Source organism: Pseudomonas sp. MS15a(2019), from assembly GCF_013277805.1.
Lineage (GTDB): Bacteria > Pseudomonadota > Gammaproteobacteria > Pseudomonadales > Pseudomonadaceae > Chryseomonas > Chryseomonas benzopyrenica.
The window spans coordinates 77,733-95,764 of sequence record NZ_VBTN01000012.1; the positions used below are offsets into that span (position 1 = coordinate 77,733).

At 64.7% G+C, this 18,032-nt stretch carries 16 protein-coding genes; 11 read left to right on the top strand and 5 right to left on the bottom strand.

What is annotated here, in order from left to right; all coding sequences use genetic code 11:
- Positions 1-5: 5 nt before the first annotated feature.
- A complete protein-coding gene (locus FEZ61_RS19475; RefSeq protein ID WP_064307380.1) occupies positions 6-344 on the bottom strand; it encodes an MGMT family protein in 339 nt (112 codons plus the stop codon).
- Positions 345-580: 236 nt separating this feature from the next.
- Here FEZ61_RS19475 and FEZ61_RS19480 point away from each other — a divergent pair, with 236 nt between their 5' ends.
- The 10 genes from FEZ61_RS19480 (at position 581) to pncB (ending at position 9,507) form a co-directional block, all read left to right on the top strand.
- On the top strand, positions 581-1,588 hold the full coding sequence (locus tag FEZ61_RS19480) for a DUF481 domain-containing protein (RefSeq protein ID WP_017640084.1): 1,008 nt from the start codon (positions 581-583) through the stop codon (positions 1,586-1,588).
- A gap of 151 nt (positions 1,589-1,739) precedes the next feature.
- The gene (locus tag FEZ61_RS19485; RefSeq protein ID WP_017640085.1) at positions 1,740-2,198 is read left to right on the top strand and encodes an FxsA family protein; all 459 of its coding nucleotides are present in this window, start codon (positions 1,740-1,742) and stop codon (positions 2,196-2,198) included.
- 189 nt (positions 2,199-2,387) lie between these two features.
- Complete coding sequence (locus tag FEZ61_RS19490; protein ID WP_007161933.1) at positions 2,388-2,681, top strand: co-chaperone GroES; 294 nt, start codon at positions 2,388-2,390, stop codon at positions 2,679-2,681.
- 39 nt (positions 2,682-2,720) lie between these two features.
- Positions 2,721-4,361 (top strand): chaperonin GroEL, encoded by a 1,641-nt coding sequence (groL, locus tag FEZ61_RS19495; protein WP_017640087.1) that lies wholly within the window; start codon positions 2,721-2,723, stop codon positions 4,359-4,361.
- Between the two features lie 176 nt (positions 4,362-4,537).
- A complete protein-coding gene (locus FEZ61_RS19500; RefSeq protein ID WP_017640088.1) occupies positions 4,538-5,212 on the top strand; it encodes a response regulator transcription factor in 675 nt (224 codons plus the stop codon).
- A gap of 2 nt (positions 5,213-5,214) precedes the next feature.
- Entirely contained in the window at positions 5,215-6,504 is a 1,290-nt protein-coding gene (locus tag FEZ61_RS19505; RefSeq protein WP_068383039.1) for a HAMP domain-containing sensor histidine kinase, read from the top strand.
- A gap of 91 nt (positions 6,505-6,595) precedes the next feature.
- Complete coding sequence (locus FEZ61_RS19510) at positions 6,596-7,282, top strand: class I SAM-dependent methyltransferase (protein ID WP_173150094.1); 687 nt, start codon at positions 6,596-6,598, stop codon at positions 7,280-7,282.
- A 27-nt stretch (positions 7,283-7,309) separates the two neighbouring features.
- Positions 7,310-8,008, top strand: a complete 699-nt coding sequence (locus tag FEZ61_RS19515) for a lipopolysaccharide kinase InaA family protein (RefSeq protein WP_017640091.1) — start codon at positions 7,310-7,312, stop codon at positions 8,006-8,008.
- Positions 8,005-8,223 carry a hypothetical protein gene (locus FEZ61_RS19520; RefSeq protein WP_173150096.1) on the top strand — a complete coding sequence of 73 codons (219 nt, stop codon included), beginning with the start codon at positions 8,005-8,007 and terminating at the stop codon, positions 8,221-8,223. The genes FEZ61_RS19515 and FEZ61_RS19520 overlap by 4 nt, the downstream gene beginning before the upstream one ends.
- Before the next feature lie 81 nt (positions 8,224-8,304).
- Positions 8,305-9,507 (top strand): nicotinate phosphoribosyltransferase, encoded by a 1,203-nt coding sequence (gene pncB / locus FEZ61_RS19525; protein WP_017640093.1) that lies wholly within the window; start codon positions 8,305-8,307, stop codon positions 9,505-9,507.
- Positions 9,508-9,534: 27 nt separating this feature from the next.
- On the opposite strand, the gene FEZ61_RS19530 is transcribed toward pncB, so the two are convergent.
- The 3 genes from FEZ61_RS19530 to FEZ61_RS19540 form a co-directional block, all read right to left on the bottom strand.
- A complete protein-coding gene (locus tag FEZ61_RS19530) occupies positions 9,535-10,995 on the bottom strand; it encodes a protein adenylyltransferase SelO (RefSeq protein ID WP_017640094.1) in 1,461 nt (486 codons plus the stop codon).
- A 31-nt stretch (positions 10,996-11,026) separates the two neighbouring features.
- On the bottom strand, positions 11,027-14,371 hold the full coding sequence (gene mscK / locus FEZ61_RS19535) for a mechanosensitive channel MscK (RefSeq protein ID WP_173150098.1): 3,345 nt from the start codon (positions 14,369-14,371) through the stop codon (positions 11,027-11,029).
- 98 nt (positions 14,372-14,469) lie between these two features.
- Positions 14,470-16,209, bottom strand: a complete 1,740-nt coding sequence (locus FEZ61_RS19540) for a potassium/proton antiporter (protein ID WP_173150100.1) — start codon at positions 16,207-16,209, stop codon at positions 14,470-14,472.
- Between the two features lie 129 nt (positions 16,210-16,338).
- On the opposite strand from FEZ61_RS19540, the gene rlmJ reads away from it, so the two are divergent.
- Positions 16,339-17,175, top strand: a complete 837-nt coding sequence (gene rlmJ / locus FEZ61_RS19545; protein WP_173150102.1) for a 23S rRNA (adenine(2030)-N(6))-methyltransferase RlmJ — start codon at positions 16,339-16,341, stop codon at positions 17,173-17,175.
- Positions 17,176-17,298: 123 nt separating this feature from the next.
- Here the strand turns inward: rlmJ and msrA are convergent, their stop codons facing one another.
- Entirely contained in the window at positions 17,299-17,958 is a 660-nt protein-coding gene (gene msrA / locus FEZ61_RS19550) for a peptide-methionine (S)-S-oxide reductase MsrA (RefSeq protein WP_017640098.1), read from the bottom strand.
- Between the last annotated feature and the right edge of the window lie 74 nt (positions 17,959-18,032).

Here is an 18,032-nt window from a genome sequence, read left to right on the forward strand (position 1 = left end):
GCACTCTACTCGACACTCTCAGCTGGATTCCACCGGTACCGACGCATGTCTACCCGGTCCTCGTGCAGCGGCACACCCTCGGCCCGCAATCGTTCGCGTTGCTCCCGGCCAGAGGGGCTGTCGGATGGCAGGCTCGGCCGACCATCCGCGGCGATCACCCGATGCCAGGGCAGGGCGCTGCCCTCCGGCAAGCGCCCCAGTACCCAGCCCACCCAGCGCGCCCCGCGGCCCAGGCCGGCGAGTTCCGCCAACTGGCCATAGCTGACCACCCGCCCCGCGGGAATGGCGGCCAGCGCCAGAAACACGGCCTGGCGACGGGGTTCGGGGAGAGGGGATGCGCTCATGACGCCCTGCTGCTCGGGGAGAGAGTGCCAGTGTGCCGAAAAGTTTGGTTACGGTGGTGCTGAAACGTGTCGAGCTGTCACATTCTCCCAAGATGTCCGACCTTTGGGCAGTATTTCCGGAAACTTGCCTAAGTTTTACCCAGTAATGGTTGCGCGGGCCTCTGGCACCCGGATAATCGCGCCCTCTCGTTTCGTTACCTTTCCACCCAAGTCCACCCAAAGGTGTCCTGGTGCCCATGCGTTTTCGATTCCTCTCCTCGCTCGCGCTGTTGTCACTCGCCTCCTTCGCCCATGCCGACACCGTCTGGCTCAAGAACGGCGATCGTCTGACCGGAACCATCAAGTTGCTAGACAGCAAGAAGCTGCTCCTGCAGACCGAATACGGCGGCAACATTCCCCTGTCGTGGGACAAGATCAAGACCTTGCAGCGTGACAAGCCCGTGATCGTCCAGCGCGGCAAGTACGAACCCGATTTCCCGGTGGAAAGCCTCAAGCCGGCCGAGGATGGTCAGGTGGTGGTCAGCACCACCGACGGCCAGCAGACCGTGCCCCTGGCGAGCATCACCCAGATCGTGCCGCCGCGGCCCTTCCTGCGCGACTTCGCCTGGAAAGGCAACATCGATGCCGGCCTGGACTACATCAGCTCGTCCCAGGACAGCGAAAAATACGATATCGATTTCAAGACCCAGGCCCGGCACGGCATGTGGCGGCACAACGCCAATGGCAGCTACGACCGCTACAAGACCGACGACGTGGTCTCGACCAGCAAGTACGGCCTGCAGTACGCCCTGGATCGCTTCTTCGACGAGAAATTCTTCTGGCAGGGCCGCGCCGAATACAAGCGCGACTGGATCCAGGACCTGGCCAAGCAGCGCACCCTGGGTACCGGTCCCGGTTACCAGTTCTGGGACAACGAGCTGGGCTCTTTCTCCCTTACCGGCCTGCTCAACCACAACCGCTACCAGTACGCGGACGGTGGCTCCGACCAGTTCCTCTCGGCGAGCATGAAGTGGGACTACAACCGCTATCTGTATGGACAGACCATCCAGTTCTTCACCACGGGTGAACTGGGCCGGCCGCTGGACAACACCGCTAATCTCACCTTCGATGGCGATGTCGGCCTGAGATACAAGGTGACCAACTGGGCGTCGCTGAACCTCAAGGCGTCCAAGGAGCTGACCAGCGGAGCCGAGGGCAACGTCAACCAGACCGAGTACACCGCCGGTGTCGGCGTTTCCTGGTAACCCGATGTTTCCCTAGGCGCCCGCCAACCCGTCAAGGCCGCGATTTTCGCGGCCTTCGCGTTTCCAGTCGGTGCCGGGCAGCCACCTTGAAATCGGCTCGGCCGCCTCCATCTCCTGTCTTTCAATCGGTTTCCACCGTGAAGGACCTGAGATGCGCGTGACCGCCTTACTCTTCTTGCTGTTCCCCTTTGTGGAACTGGCCGTGCTCATCAAGATCGGCAGCGAAATCGGCGTGCTCGCCACCTTCGCCCTGCTGCTGCTGAGCTTTCTGGTCGGCGTCGCCCTGCTGCGCGTCGCCGGCTTCACCACCCTCTGGCGCATCCGCATGCGCCTGGCTCAGGGGCAGATGCCCGAGCAGGAAGTCATCCAGGGGCTGACCCTGGCGATCGCCGGCGCCCTGCTGATCTTTCCGGGCTTCATCAGTGACGGCCTGGCGCTCATCTGCCTCTTGCCGGTGACCCGCAAGGCCCTGCTGGGCGCGGTGATCGGTCGGGTGACCCGGCGCAATCCCGGTGCCCAGGGCTACCAACCGGGCCCTGGGCAGGGCGCACCTCATCGTCCCGAGGTGATTGAGGGTGAAGTGGTGCACCGCGACGAGCAAAAGCGCTAAAAATTTTGCCCGTCGCCCTTGAAATGCCTGGCGACAACCTCATGTAGCGGACACCGCAAGGTTGTCGCCGCAAGGCGAGCAGGTTTCGCGTCCTGTCATGCACGGGGCGCACCCGGCGCAGCCGGTAAAAACAAACTGCCGATGCAGTCATCGGCGCTGGAAACACTTAGAACTTTGGGAGATACGACAATGGCGCTTCGTCCTCTGCATGATCGCGTTGTGATTCGTCGCAGCGAAGAAGAGACCAAATCCGCTGGCGGCATCGTGCTGCCGGGCTCGGCTGCCGAAAAGCCGAACCGCGGTGAAGTGGTTGCCGTAGGCACTGGACGCGTACTGGACAACGGCGACGTCCGTGCTCCGGCGGTGAAAGTGGGTGACAAGGTGGTTTTCGGTCCCTATTCCGGCAGCAACGCCATCAAGGTCGATGGCGAAGAACTGCTGGTGATGGCTGAGTCCGAAATCCTGGCCGTCATCGAAGGCTGATCCCCGCTCACTTTTCGAATTTCTTAGAGGAAACAGAACATGGCTGCAAAAGACGTCAAATTCGGTGACTCCGCGCGCAAGAAGCTGCTGACCGGTGTCAACACCCTGGCCGACGCCGTCAAGGCCACCCTGGGCCCGAAAGGCCGTAACGTGGTTCTGGAGCGCAGCTTCGGTGCTCCCCTGATCACCAAGGACGGCGTGTCCGTCGCCAAGGAGATCGAGCTCAAGGATCGCATCGAGAACATCGGCGCCCAGCTGGTGAAAGACGTGGCCTCCAAGGCCAACGACGCGGCCGGCGACGGCACCACCACCGCCACCGTGCTGGCCCAGGCCATCGTCACCGAAGGCCTCAAGTCCGTGGCCGCCGGCCTGAACCCGATGGACCTGAAGCGCGGCATCGACAAGGCCACCGCCGCCGTCGTCGCCGAGTTGAAGAACCTGTCCAAGCCCTGCGCCGACAGCAAGGCCATCGCCCAGGTAGGCACCATCTCCGCCAACTCCGACGACAGCATCGGCAACATCATCGCCGAAGCCATGGAGAAGGTTGGTAAAGAAGGCGTCATCACCGTCGAAGAAGGCTCGGGCCTGGAAAACGAACTGTCCGTCGTCGAAGGCATGCAGTTCGACCGTGGCTACCTGTCGCCCTACTTCATCAACAAGCCCGACACCATGTCGGCCGAGCTGGACAGCCCGCTGCTGCTGCTGGTCGACAAGAAGATCTCCAACATCCGCGAACTGCTGCCGGTGCTGGAATCCGTTGCCAAGGCCGGTCGTCCGCTGCTGATCGTTGCCGAAGACGTCGAAGGCGAAGCCCTGGCCACTCTGGTGGTCAACAACATGCGCGGCATCGTCAAGGTCGCAGCCGTCAAGGCGCCGGGCTTCGGTGATCGTCGCAAGGCCATGCTGCAGGACATCGCCATCCTGACCGGCGGTACCGTCATCTCCGAAGAAGTCGGCCTGAGCCTGGAAAGCACCACCCTGGAGCACCTGGGTCAAGCCAAGCGTGTGGTCCTGAACAAGGAAAACACCACCGTCATCGACGGCGCTGGCGTCGAGGTCGACATCCAGGCCCGTATCAAGCAGATCCGTGCCCAGGTCGAAGAAACCTCTTCCGACTACGACAAAGAGAAGCTGCAAGAGCGTCTGGCCAAGCTGGCCGGCGGTGTTGCCGTGATCAAGGTTGGCGCTGCCACCGAAGTCGAGATGAAAGAGAAGAAAGCTCGCGTTGAAGACGCCCTGCACGCCACCCGCGCTGCCGTGGAAGAAGGCGTGGTGCCTGGCGGCGGTGTCGCTCTGGTTCGTGCCCTGGACGCGCTGAAGGATCTGAAAGGCATCAACGAAGAGCAGAACGCCGGTATCAACATCCTGCGTCGCGCTGTTGAAGCTCCCCTGCGCCAGATCGTGACCAACGCCGGTGACGAAGCCTCCGTCGTGCTGGACAAGGTCAAGCAGGGCAGCGGCAACTACGGCTACAACGCCGCCACTGGCGAATACGGCGACATGCTGGAATTCGGCATCATCGACCCGGCCAAGGTGACCCGCAGCGCGCTGCAGGCCGCTTCCTCCATCGCTGGTCTGCTGATCACCACCGAAGCCATCGTGGCTGAGCTGCCGAAAGACGACGCAGCCCCGGCCATGCCCGACATGGGCGGCATGGGTGGCATGGGCGGCATGATGTAAGAACCGCTCCGGCCCCCGGGCCGAGCCCAACCCCGGTGCTCCTCGCGGACACCGGGGTTTTTTTATGGCCGGTCTCCGGCCCGCCTGGTGCTGGTCGCGCCCGGCGGACGCGGTTAGGCTCTGTGCCGAACAGCAAGCGTGCGGGCCCCGGGTGGCTCGCCAACGAGGTCAGCGACATGCGTATCCTGGTGGTGGAAGACAACAAAGACATCCTCAGCAACCTGCTGGACTACCTCAGTCTCAAGGGCTACAGCGTGGATTGCGCCCAGGATGGCCTGTCGGGGCTGCACCTCGCCGCGACCGAGCACTACGATCTGCTCATCCTCGACATCATGCTGCCCGGCATTGACGGCTACACCCTCTGCCAGCGGCTGCGCCAGGATGCCCGCCGCGACACCCCGGTGATCATGCTCACCGCCCGCGATCAGCTCGATGACCGTCTGGAAGGCTTCCGCTCCGGCGCCGACGACTACCTGGTCAAACCCTTCGCCCTGTCGGAATTGGCCGCGCGCGTCGAGGCGGTGATGCGCCGGACCAAAGGGGGCGGGCGTCGCCAGCTGCAGGTCGCCGATCTCAGCTACGACCTGGACACCCTGGAGGTGAGTCGTGCCGGCAAGTCGCTCAAGCTCAATCCCATCGGTCTCAAGATCCTTGCCCTGCTGATGCAGAAGTCGCCCCATGTGGTGCGTCGCGAGGTACTGGAGGAGGCGGTGTGGGGCGAGGACTACCCCGACAGCGACAGCCTGCGCAGCCACGTCCACCAGTTGCGCCAGGTGATCGATAAGCCCTTCGCGCAGCCGCTGCTGCGCACCATCCATGGGGTGGGCTACAAGTTGGTCGAGCAGGATTAGCCATGGAATATCACCTGAGCCTGTCGCGGCGGATCGTCATCGCCTTCGTGCTGATGACCTTTCTGGTGGGTGGCGTCTTTTCCCTGGGTATCGTCGCGGTGGTACACACCGTCGAGGAGCGCTTGATCTCCACCGATCTGCACAACGAACTGGAGCGCATGGTCCAGCGCGACATGAGACGCGGTGGCCAGCCGGTGCTGGATCCCGACATGCGTCTGTATTTCGTGCCCCTCGCCGAGGTGGCGCAGTTGCCCGCGCACCTGCGCGATCTGCCGGCGGGCTTCAGCGAGGTGGAGGAGGACCAGCAGTACTTTTATGCCTACGTCGCCGAGCTGGAGGGCAACCATTTCGTCCTGCTGCAGAACCAGAGCGATTTCGAGGCGCGCGAGCGGCTGCTCTACAAGGTGGTGCTGATCGGGTTCCTGATCAGCGTGGCCCTGGCCTGGCTGCTGGGATGGGCCCTGGCACGGCGGGTGATCGCGCCGGTGGTGCGGCTGGCGCGCCAGGTACGGCGGCGTGACCAGATCCTTGATGTGACCCCGCCCCTGGCGCCGGACTATGCCAAGGACGAGGTCGGTGAACTGGCCGGTGCCTTCGACGATGCCCTGAATCGCCTGCGTGCCGCCCTGGCGCGCGAGCGGCTGTTCACCAGCGATGTCAGTCATGAATTGCGCACGCCGCTGATGGTGATCAATTCGTCCTGCGAATTGCTGGAGGCCACGCCGGATCTGCCACCTCGGGCGAAGGGCCCATTGGAGCGCATGACGCGCGCGGCGCGGGAGATGCAGGAACTGGTGCAGACCTTTCTAGCCCTGGCGCGCAACCAGGGCGACAGCGATACCCAGGCACCCCGTGCCACCCTGGCCGAGGTGGCGCGGCGCCAGACGCAGGAATGGCAGGCGGCGGTGGAGGCCAAGGGGCTGCAATGGCGCCTGAGCGTGGCGCCGGAGGCCGAGCGCTTGCTCTGGCACGAGCCCTTTTTGCGGTCGGTGATGAGCAATCTGTTGCGCAATGCCCTGCACTACACCGAACGCGGCTACATCAGCCTGCAGGTCGGCGCTGCGGGTTTCGTGGTGGAAGACAGTGGCGTTGGCATTCCTGAAGAGCAGCGTGAGGCGATGTTCCAGCCCTTTGTCCGTGGCGCCGAGGGCCGTGGCGAGGGACTGGGGCTGGGCCTGTCGCTGGTCCGGCGGATCTGTCAGCTGCAGGGCTGGAGCGTGACCCTGGGCGACAGCGCGGCAGGGGGGTGCCGCTTCGATATCGCTCTTGGCAGCGAGAGGGTAGCCGACTAGCGTTACAGAATTTTCACAACGACTTGACCGGGGTTTGACAGCGGCCTGGATAGGGTAGCGGCACTTCTCCACTCCCTCAGGAGCCGCCTCCGTGAAAGCGCCCATCGACCTGCCCTTTTCGCAAAAGTACGACGCCGACCACGCCCGCCAGTATTACCTGAAGCACCAGGACGGTCTGGCCCGGCGCCTGTCCAACTGGCGCGACCAGCAACTGGCGCGGCAGGCCCTGAGCATCGCCGGCCAGCCCAATCTGGTGCTGGATCTGCCCAGTGGTGCCGGTCGTTTCTGGCCGCTGCTGGCGGAGAAGCGCAATCGTCTGATCATCGGTGCCGATTATTCGGAAAACATGCTGGCCACTGCCCGTGCGCAGCAGCCCGCCGAGGTCGTGGCCCGGGTAAAAACGCTGCAGACGTCGGCTTTCGCTATCGACTTGTCCGACAATTCTGTAGATTGCATTTTCTGTATGCGTTTGTTTCACCATGTGGGCGAATCAGCGGACCGTCTGGCGCTGCTGCAGGAGTTCCACCGGGTGACCCGTGACAGCGTCATCCTGTCGCTGTGGGTGGATGGCAACTTCAAGGCCTGGCGTCGCCAGGCACTGGAACGTCGGCGCCAGGCCGAAGGCCGCGACCGCGGCGGTTACCAGAACCGATTCATCGTCGAGCGCAGCCAGTTCGAGGCGGAAGTCGCCCAGGCCGGCTTCGTGGTCGACCGAGCCCTGGATTTTTTGCCGGGCTATGCCATGTGGCGGGTCTATGTCCTGCGCAAGGCCAATTGAAGCTATTCAGAATAAGAGAGGCAGCCGATGGGAGCCGTGACGCAGGGCGAAGAGCGTTTCGATCGCTGGTGGAACACCGCAGGCGACTGGGTGGAAGCGCCCAATGTCCGCCGGGGCGGCGAGAGCGGTGTCCAGCGCCTGCAGCTTCCCGACGGGACCCTGGCCTACGTCAAGCGTCAGGTCGGTCATCTCTATCGTAGTTTGCGTCATCCCCTGGGGCGGCCCACCGCCTTGCGTGAGCGGGATGCGCTGATCGCCTTTCGCGACCTGGGTATCCAGGTTCCCGAGTTGCTCTTCTGCGATGCCCAGCAAGCCCAGGGTGGTTGGCGCGCGTTGCTGGTGAGCGCCGCCCTGGAAGGCTATCAGGATCTCGATCACTGGTACGCCGAAGGCGGTGGCCAGGCGCTCAGCGAAGCCGAGCACGAGCGCTTCCTGACCACTCTGGGCGAGGTGCTGGCGCGCATGCACCGTCACCGCTGGCAGCATGGCTGCCTCTATCCCAAACATATCTTCGTCGCCGAGCGCATGGGGCCGGAGGGCAAGCAATTCTCCATCGCCTTGCTCGATCTGGAGAAATGTCGCCAACGAATGGCTATAGACACGGCCGCCCGTCGGGATATGCTGCAATTACGCCGCCATTCGTCGTGGAACGCTGCGCAATGGCGAACTCTGCTCTACGTTTACCAACAGGCGTTGGGACGGAAGATCAGAGGGTTGGAGCCATGACTTCACAAATTACTCGAGGTTTGCTGATCGCGGCTTTTTGCGGGGTCACCACGCTGGCCTATGCGAGCTGGCTAAGACCGGCGGCCGTGGTCGTCGGTAGCGAAGGCCTGGACTACTGCCAGACCCCCGTGGCGCGCACCCTGAACACCTCCAGCACGGGTAGCCAGGACCTGCTGCTATTCCTCTTCGGCATGACCCAGACCCACAATCGTTAGGCCCCGGACGGTCAAGCGCCTTTCGCTTCCCCGGCAAGTTCGGCATCCTGTCGTCTGACTTCTAGCTGCCGAGCCCCGCCGATGATGGCCGATAGTTTTTCCGAGCAGGCCGTGCAAAGCCTGCTGGACACCGACTTCTACAAGCTCACCATGATGCAGGCCGTCCTGCACAACTATCCCAATGCGGAAGTCGAGTGGGCCTTTCGCTGCCGCAACGACGAAGACCTGCGGCCCTATCACGCGGCCATCCAGGCCGAGATCGATGACCTGGCCGATGTCGCCATCAGTGATCGCCAGCTGGACTTTCTCGAACGCATTCCCTTCATCACCCCCGACTTTATCCGCTTTCTGCGGCTGTTTCGTTTCAATCCCTCCTATGTGTTCCTCGGCGAGGAGGAGGGGCGCTTCACCCTGACCCTGAAGGGGCCCTGGCTGCACCTGATCCTGTTCGAGGTACCGATCCTGGCGCTGATCAGCGAGGTGCGCAATCGCCAGCGCCATGCTGACCTGCCCCTGCAGCTGGCACGCGATCAGCTCTATCGCAAGTTCGACTGGCTGGCGCGGGAAGCGGGCACCGACGAGTTGGCCGAATTCAAGATGGCCGACTTCGGTACCCGGCGGCGTTTTTCCTATGGTGTGCAGGAGATGGTGGTGCGCAGCCTGAGGGACGACTTTCCCGGTCGCTTCGTCGGTACCAGCAATGTCCACCTGGCGTGGAAGCTGGGTGTCGCGCCCCTGGGCACCATGGCCCACGAGTGGTTGATGGCGCACCAGCAACTGGGGCCACGATTGATCGACAGTCAGATCGCCGCCCTCGACTGCTGGGTGCGTGAGTATCGCGGTCAGCTCGGCATCGCCCTGACCGATACCATCACCATGGATGCCTTTCTGCGCGATTTCGATCTCTACTTCGCCAAGCTGTTCGACGGCCTGCGCCATGACAGCGGCGATCCCCTGCAGTGGGCGGAGAAGGCCATCGCCCACTACCAGCAGCTGGGCATCGACCCCCTGACCAAGACCCTGGTGTTTTCCGATTCGCTCAATCTGGAAAAGGCGCTCGCGCTGTTTCGTGCCCTGCGCGAGCGGATCAATGTGAGCTTTGGCATCGGCACCCATTTCACCTGTGACATCCCGGGCGTGCAGCCGATGAACATGGTGCTCAAGATGAGTCGCTGCAATGGCCAGCCGGTGGCCAAGATCTCCGACGCCCCGGGCAAGGCCCAGGGCGGCGAACCGGACTTCCTGCACTATCTAAGACACGTCTTCCAGGTCAACGGCGCCTGAAGTCCGGCGCCTGGTTGGGGCCGGACTTCAAGACGAGCAGCTGATCTCCAGATGCTTGCCCCAGTCCGGTGGCCGCTGGGCGAAGCGTTCGCGCCCCGGTTGGGCCTCGAAGGGGCGTGACAGCACCTCGTGCAGCAATCGCACCTCGCTGTAGTCGCCTGCTTCGGCCTGTTCGATGGCCTGCTGGGCCAGGTAATTGCGCAGCACATACAGCGGATTGACCGCGTTCATGCGCGCGGTACGGTCGGCTGCCGCACCGCCTTCGGCGTCCAGGCGGGCGCGATAGGCCTGGCTCCAGTCGTCGAAGCCACGCAGGTCGATGAAGTCTTCGCGCACCCGGGCGAGGGCGGCGGCAGGCTGGTCTTCGCCCAGGTGGCGGAAGAACAGATGATAGTCCACACCGCCCTGCTGCATCAGGGCCAGCAGGCGCTCGACCAGCTCCTGGTCTTCGTCTCGCGCCTCCTGCAGGCCCAGGCGCCGGCGCATCAGGTCGAGGTAGTGCGCCTGATACAGCGGCAGGAAGAGGGCGATGCTCTCCTGCAGCGTCTCCACCGCCACCTTGGGCGTCAGGGCCTGGGCCAGGGCCGCCAGGTTCCAGTGGGCGATGGGCACCTGGTTGCTGTAGGAGTAGCGCCCGGTGTGATCGGAATGGTTGCAGATGAACTGGGCGTCGAAGTCGTCGAGGAAGGCGAAGGGGCCGAAGTCGAAGGTGAGGCCCAGGATCGAGAAGTTGTCGGTGTTCATTACCCCGTGGCAGAAGCCATAGGCCTGCCAATGGGCGATCAGCCGGGCGTTGCGTTCCACTACCTCGCGGAACAGCGCCGCCCAGGGCTCGGGGGTGGCTAGCAGTTCGGGGAAGTGCGCGGCCAGCACATGCTCGCCCAGTTGCTCCAGCAACTGATGCTGGCGGGTGTAGTAGAAGTACTCGAAGTGGCCGAAGCGCACATGGCTGGGGGCCATGCGCAGCAGGGTGGCGCCGGTTTCCAGCCGCTCGCGCACCACCTGGGTGGCGGAGCCGATCACGCACAGCGCCCGGGTGGTCGGGATACCCAGGGCGTGCAAGGCCTCGGAGGCGAGGAATTCACGGATGGAGGAGCGCAGCACGGCGCGGCCGTCGCCCATGCGCGAGAAGGGCGTGAGACCGGCGCCCTTGAGGTGCAGATCCCAGTGCTCACCGCGGTCGTTGACCACCTCGCCCAACAGCAGGCCGCGGCCATCGCCCAGGCGCGGGTTGTAGGAGCCGAACTGGTGGCCGGAATAGATCATGGCCCTGGGCTCGGCGCTATCCCAGAGCTGGGCCCCGGCGAACACCTGGGTGAATTCGGGGGTCTCGGCCACCGCCGGATCCAGGTCCAACAGCGCCAGGGCGGCGGGCGAGGCGACCACCAGCCGTGGATCGTCCAGCGGCCGGGGGTCGATGCGGGTGGAGAAGTCGTCGCCCAGGCGGGCGAATCTGTTGTCGAACGTCAGATCGAGCAGCTGTTTCATGGGTGTCCCGAGATATCCGCGCAGGGGGCCGTCAGGCCTTGGATGGCTTGGGATCCTCGGCTTCCTGCTGGGCATCCCCTTCAGGTAGGAGAGGCTTTTTGCCCAGTTGTTTCTCCGCACCGTGGCGATTCCTCAAGGTGATCTCCATCTGCGGCGTGGACAGCAGGTTGATACCGGCATCGCGCAGCAACTGGTCGACCCGGCGGATCAGCTCATCGGTGGCGGCGCTGCGATCGCCCAGTTCGCGCACATAGATGCGCAATTCGTGGTCCAGGGTGCTGGCGCCATAGTGGGTGATGTGCAGCGACGGCTCGGGGTCATGCAGCACCCGCGGATTCTCCTTGACCGCCTGCATCATCAACCGCTGGGCCTCGGCCAGATCGCTGCCGCGATTGATGCCGAAGGTCAGCACGATACGGGTGACGGTGTCGGTCAGCGTCCAGTTGATCAGCTGGCTGGTGACGAAGGTCTTGTTCGGCACCACCACCGACTTGCGGTCGGCATCGGTGATGTGGGTGGCGCGGATGCGGATCTTGTTCACCGTGCCGGTCACGTTGCCGATGGTGATCAGGTCGCCGACGCGCACCGGGCGCTCGAAGAGGATGATCAGGCCGGAGATGAAGTTACCGAAGATCTCCTGCAAGCCGAAACCCAGACCGACCGAGAGGGCGGTGGCCAGCCACTGCAGCTTGTCCCAGCTCACCCCGAGGGTCGCCAGGGTGGTCACGGTGCCGAAGCCGACGATGACGTAGGAGAGCAGGGTGGTGGTGGCGTAGGCGCTGCCCTGGGCCAGATTCAGGCGCGACAGCACCAGGACTTCCAGCAGGCCGGGCAGGTTGCGCGCCAGGGCGACGGTGAGACCGGCGATCACCAGGGCGATGATGAACACCCGCAGCGTCAGGGGCACCTGGGTGGCGGCGGCGCCGGTGCCGCTGGTGTATTGGTAGAGGGTGACGTTGTCCAGGTAGGAGAACACCGCTACCACGTCGGCCCAGACCAGATAGAGCACACCGAGGAAGGCCAGCAGCAGGGTCAGGCGCAACAGTCGCGAGGACTGCTGATTGACCTGCTCCATGTCCAGGGTCGGCTCCTGCACCACCTCCACGCCCTCGGCGTCTTCCTGCTGCGCCTGGCGCTTCTGGATGGCGCGCTGGTAGGCCAGGCGCCGTGCGGCCACGCTCAGGCCACGGGCCAGGGTGGCTTCGAGGATGATCCAGGCCATCAGCACATAGAGGGTGTCCACCAGGCGATCGGTGAGCTTGAGCGCGGTGTAGTAATAGCCAAAGAGCACGGCGAAGAACAGCACGGCTGGAATGGCGGTGATCATCAGGCCGAGCAACAGGCGGAAGAACGGCAGGCGCTCGCGGGCGGTGGCATTGAGCAGGGAGCGACCCAGCATCCAGGCCAGGCTGGCATAGGCGATCAGGACGATGAGAATGCCCAGGACATCGTCGGCCAGACCGGCCAGCTGACGTTCGGCGATGGCCACCACCGCCATCAGTGCCAGGGCCAGCAGGCCCACGCGTCTGACCAGCCGGCGCAGGGACTGCGCCTGGGGCCGGGCCCAGCGGAAGTGGGTCTCGGCGACGCCACCGGAGGCCAGCAGGCGATACACCGTGTAGAACACCAGCCAGCCGGCGGCCATTTCCAGCAGCGCCGCACCAATGGCGGCGTTGACGCCGCGTTCGTCCCCTTCGAGGGCCACGCCGCCCAGCCAGAGCACCAGACTCGCCGGCAGGCCGAGGAGAATGGTGAGCAGTACGGCCTGCGGCGTGTGCAGCTGACTGTCGCGCTGGTAGTGACCGATATCCTGGTTGAGCTTGCTGACCTGGGCATGGATGCGGGGTCGCTGCCAGATCAGGGTGGCGAAGGCCAGGACCAGCGGCAGCAGCAGCAGCGGGCGCTCGGCCAGGCCGACATAGAGTTCATGCAGGCTGGAGCCCCAGGGCACGTCGCGCAGTTGCTGCATCAGCTTGCGGGGTGCGGTCTTGACCCAGTTCCAGTCCAGCGGCTTGTTGCTGGGAATCCAGAACATCTGCTCGTCGAGGGTGCCGCGCAGGCTGCTGATGGTGGTCTGCAACTGACGCTGGTTGAGTTGCAGGTCGATGGACTCGCTGAGCAGGGCATTGAGCTCGGTGTTGAGACGCTCCTGCAATTCGCTGCGGGTCTTGAGCAGGTCGAGCAACTGCTGGCGTAGCTGCGGCGTGGTCTTTTCCGGCGGCTGCTGGGCCAGCAGATTGCTGACGTAGGCATCCGGATTGGCGATCTGGGCGCGCTGCTGGTTGAGCTCGAACTGATAGAGGCGCAGATCGGCGATGTCGTCGGTGAGATCCTTGTTGACCTTGACCGAAGGTAGCGCGGCACGCTGCTGGTAGAGCAGCTTGGACAGCAGCACGCTGCCCTTGAGCACGCCGATCTGCTGTTCCATGTTCTCGCTGGTCTGCTTGAGCTGATCCAGCTGCTGGCGGGACTCCAGATTGCGGCGATTGAGATCGTTGAGTCGATCGGTGGCGCGCAGCAGGTAGTCGGACAGTTGCAGATTGAGCCCGGTCTCCTGGGACAGCACATCGTCCCCGGCGGTCTTCTCCGACTCCCGCGAGGCTTCGGCCAGGGTCTTTTCCGACTGCTGGCGTCGCTTGCCGCTGATCAGCGTCTGCAGGTCCAGGGTCTCCTGCTCGTAACGCTTCACCTGCTCGGTGAACAGCTCCCGGCGAATGGCGCCGAGATCCTGCAGCACGCTGTTGCCCGCCAGCTCCTGGCGCAACAGCTGGATCTGCGCGCCCGCCGCCGCTTGCTCCGCCAGCAGTTGACCGCGCCGCTCGGCGGTCAACGCCTTGGCGTTCTCGCGTCCACTCTTGAGCAGATCGGCGATCTGCTGCAGGCGCGTCTGCAAATTGGCGATGTCCACCTGGGCACGCTCGGGGCGGGTCTGGGCATTGATCACCAGGCTGTTGGCGGCGTTCAGATCGTCCTGCACGCTGTTGAGCGCCAGACTGGTCTCGCTCAGCCGCTGCTCCAGGGCCTGGGGCGTGGCGCCGGCATAGCGCTGCTCGGCGGGCTTGATCGGCTCGGCGCGCAGGCGGGCCAGTTGTCGCTGGGCATCCTTGGTCTGCTGCGGTGCCTGGGCCAGCTGCTGGCGCAGATCGGCCAGCTGCTTGACGTACTGGTCGCGCTGGTCGAGCAGCTTGAGGGTCTGCTGCAGGCTCTCCTGGGCGGCGCTCTGCTCGGCGGCGGGCAGCTTGCGATCGGCCAGAGCGCTCAGATTCTGCTGGACCTGCTGGGCATCCGGCGGCCCGGAATCCTGAGCCACGGCGGGAAGGGTGAACAGGCAGCCGCAGAGGGCGGCGGCGCGAAGCAGAGCGGACAGGCGGTGCATGCGGCAGGCGTCGGGCAGTGGAAAGGCGCGAGGTTAAAGCCAGGCTGCCTGGGGTGCAAGGCGGCGGCCCTCAAGCCGCGAACCCCGTTCATCCACCGTTAAAGAAAGAGCGCAGGTCCGCTGCTGCTGCCTTCGGGAAACTTCACGCCGACCTTGCGCACGCGCTTGTTCTCGATGGCCGCGACGATCCAGACCAGGCCGTTCCACTCCACCAGGTCGCCGACGATGGGTTCGCCGCCGATCTGGTGGGTGATGAAGCTGCCGAGACGCTGGTTGCCGTCCACTTCGCCCAGTTGCAGGCCGTACAGCGCGGCCACCGCGCTGAGTTCGGCATCGGCTTCCAGGACGAAGTCGCCGAAGAATCTCTGGGTCTGCTGCGGCGCCTGGCTGAACAGGCGGCCCAGGGCCGGCAGATCGTGCTCATGGCCGACCACGCAGAGGATGTCACCGGCTTCCAGGGTGGTACTGCCGGAGGGGTGCAGCAGGGTCTCGCCGCGGAACAGTGCGGCGATGCGGGTGCCCTCGGGCATCTTCAACTCGCGCAGGGCGGCGCCGATGCACCATTTCTCGGCGCCCAGGCGATAGATGAACAACTCCCACTCGCTGGTCGGATGGACCTGCAGGCCGGCGCGGGAGAAGGGCGCCGGCTCCGGTGGCACCGTCACCTTGAGCAACTTGGCGGCCAGCGGCAGGCTGGAGCCCTGCACCAGCAGCGACACCAGCACGATGAAGAAGGCCACGTTGAAGAACAGCTGGGCCTGGGGCAGTCCGGCCATCATCGGGAACACCGCGAGGATGATGGGGACCGCGCCACGCAGCCCGACCCAGGCGATAAAGGCCTTTTCCCGGTCATGGAAGGCGCGGAAGGGCAAGAGGCCGATGGCCACCGACAGCGGGCGGGCGACCAGGATCATCCACAGCGCCAGGCCCAGGGCGGGCAGGGCGATGGGCAGCAGGTTGTGCGGCTCCACCAGCAGGCCCAGCACCAGGAACATGCCGATCTGCGCCAGCCAGGCCATGCCGTCGAGCATGTGCAGCATGCCATGGCGGCTGCGGATCGGCAGATTGCCCATCAGCAGACCGGCGAGGTAGACCGCGAGGATGCCACTGCCATGGGCGGCGTTGGTCAGGGCGAAGATCAGCAGACCACCGCTGATGGCCAGCAGCGGATAGAGGCCGTCGGCGAGGTGGATGCGGTTGATCAGCTGCAGCAGCAGCCAGCCACCGCCCAGGCCGATGATGCCGCCGATGGCGAATTCGCTGACGAAATGACCGAGCAGGCTCCAGCTGAAGCCGCTTTCGCCGCTGGCGAGCATCTCGATCAGGGTCACGGTGAGAAACACCGCCATGGGGTCGTTGCTGCCGGATTCGATCTCCAGGCTGGCGGTGACCCGTTCGTTGAGGCCGCGCCCTCCGAGCAGGGAAAACACCGCCGCGGCATCGGTGGAGCCGACGATGGCGCCGATCAGCAGGCCCTGCAGCAGGCTGAGATCGAACAGCCAGGCCGCAGCCAAGCCGGTCAGGCCAGTGGTGATCATCACCCCCACCGTCGCCAGCGACAGCGCCGGCCAGAGCGCCACGCGGAAGCTCGATACCCGGGTGCGCATGCCGCCGTCGAGCAGGATCACCGCCAGCGCCAGGTTGCCCACCAGGTAGGCCATCGGATAGTTGTCGAAGGCGATGTGACCGGGGCCGTCGACGCCGGCGAACATGCCGACCACCAGGAAGATCACCAGGATCGGGATGCCGACCCGCGAGGAAATCGAACTGACCAGAATCGACAGGCCGATCAGCACCGCACCGATCAAGAACAAGCTGTTGATGGTGACGGCGTCCAAGCGTGACTCCTGGGGCAAAGAAATGAAGAACCTGGGGATTTAACCCGCTGCACGGCCAGGGTGTCAAAGCGCGACGCCGCTGGCGCCCGAGGAAGGCGGTACACTGTAGGGCTGACGCTGGAGTATCCCATGAATTACCGACACGCCTTCCATGCCGGCAATCACGCCGATGTCTTCAAGCACGCCACCCTGTTGCGCCTGGCCGCGCTGCTGGCGCGCAAGGAGGCACCCTTCGCCTATCTGGACAGCCATTCCGGGGTGGGTCGCTATGACCTGGCCGGCGACCAGGCCAGTCGTACCGACGAATGGCGCGAAGGGATCGGTCGGCTGTGGGCGCTGGACGCCGCACCGGCCGCCTTCGTCGGCTATCGCGAAGCGGTGGCGGCGCTCAATCCCGATGGCGCGCTGCGCTACTATCCCGGCTCGCCCGAGTTGATGCGCCAGGCCTTGAGGCCCCAGGATCGGCTGCTGCTGAACGAATTGCACCCCGAGGATGGTCGCCTGCTCAAGGAAAACATGGCCGGTGATCGCCGGGTAGCGGTGCACCAGAAGGACGGCTGGCTGCTGCCGCGGGCGCTGCTGCCGGTGCCCGAGCGCCGAGCACTGCTGCTGATCGATCCGCCCTTTGAGAAGGCCGATGAGCTGGAGCGTTGCGTCAAAGCGGTCACCGAGGCCATCGGCCGGATGCGCCAGACGGTGATCGCCCTCTGGTATCCGATCAAGGATCGCCGCCAGCTCAGGCGTTTCCATGCGGGTCTGCAGGCCAGCGGCGCGCCCAAGCTGCTCAACGTCGAATTGCTGATCCGCGCGGCGGACGACCCCACCCGGCTCAATGGCTCGGGACTGGCCATCGTCAATCCGCCGTGGGGATTGGAGGAAGAACTACGCGAATTGCTGCCCTGGCTGGCCGAGCATCTGGCCCAGGGCGAAGGCAGTTGGCGGCTGGACTGGCTGATCGCGGAATAAGGGAGGGGCAACGTTGGGCTTCGCTGCGCTCAACCCAACCTACGAACAGCTTGGCGTAGGTTGGGCTGAGGCAGCTCTATCGCCGAAGCCCAACGATCCCCAGGTAAGCCGAGCGAAGTGCGATCAGACCGCCAGACTGGGCGGCAAGCACACGCCGGTGCCGGCCAGACCGCAATAGCCGTTGGGATTCTTCGCCAGGTACTGCTGGTGATAGGCCTCGGCGTAGTAGAAGGGCGGCAAAGGAGCGATCTCGGTGGTGATCTCGCCATAACCAGCCTCGGCCAATTGAGCCTGGAAGGCGGCCTGGCTGGCTTCGAAGGCCTCGCGCTGGCTGTCGTCGCTGTAATACAACGCCGAGCGATACTGGGTACCGACATCATTGCCCTGGCGCATGCCCTGGGTCGGGTCGTGGGCTTCCCAGAAGATCTTCAGCAGCGCCTCCAGTGAGGTCTGGGCCGGATCGAACACCACCAGCACCACCTCGGTATGACCGGTCAGGCCGGAGCACACCTCTTCGTAGGTCGGGTTGGGGGTATGGCCGCCCGCGTAACCGGCGGCGGTGGTCCAGACACCCGGTTGTTGCCAGAAACGCCGCTCGACGCCCCAGAAGCAGCCCATGCCCAGCACCAGACTCTGCAGCCCGGTGGGGAAGGGGCCTTGCAACGGATTACCGTTGACGTAGTGGGCGGCGGGTACGGCCATGGCCGTCTCGCGGCCGGGCAGCGCCTGCTCGGCGGCGGGCAGGTGGGTCTTCTTGGTCAGGATTTCGGAACGCAGGACCATGGGATACCTCGTGGGAAAGGGCCAGGCGAAAAGCTCAGTGTACGCAAAATCGCTGCAGCGGGGTCGAGTCCGCT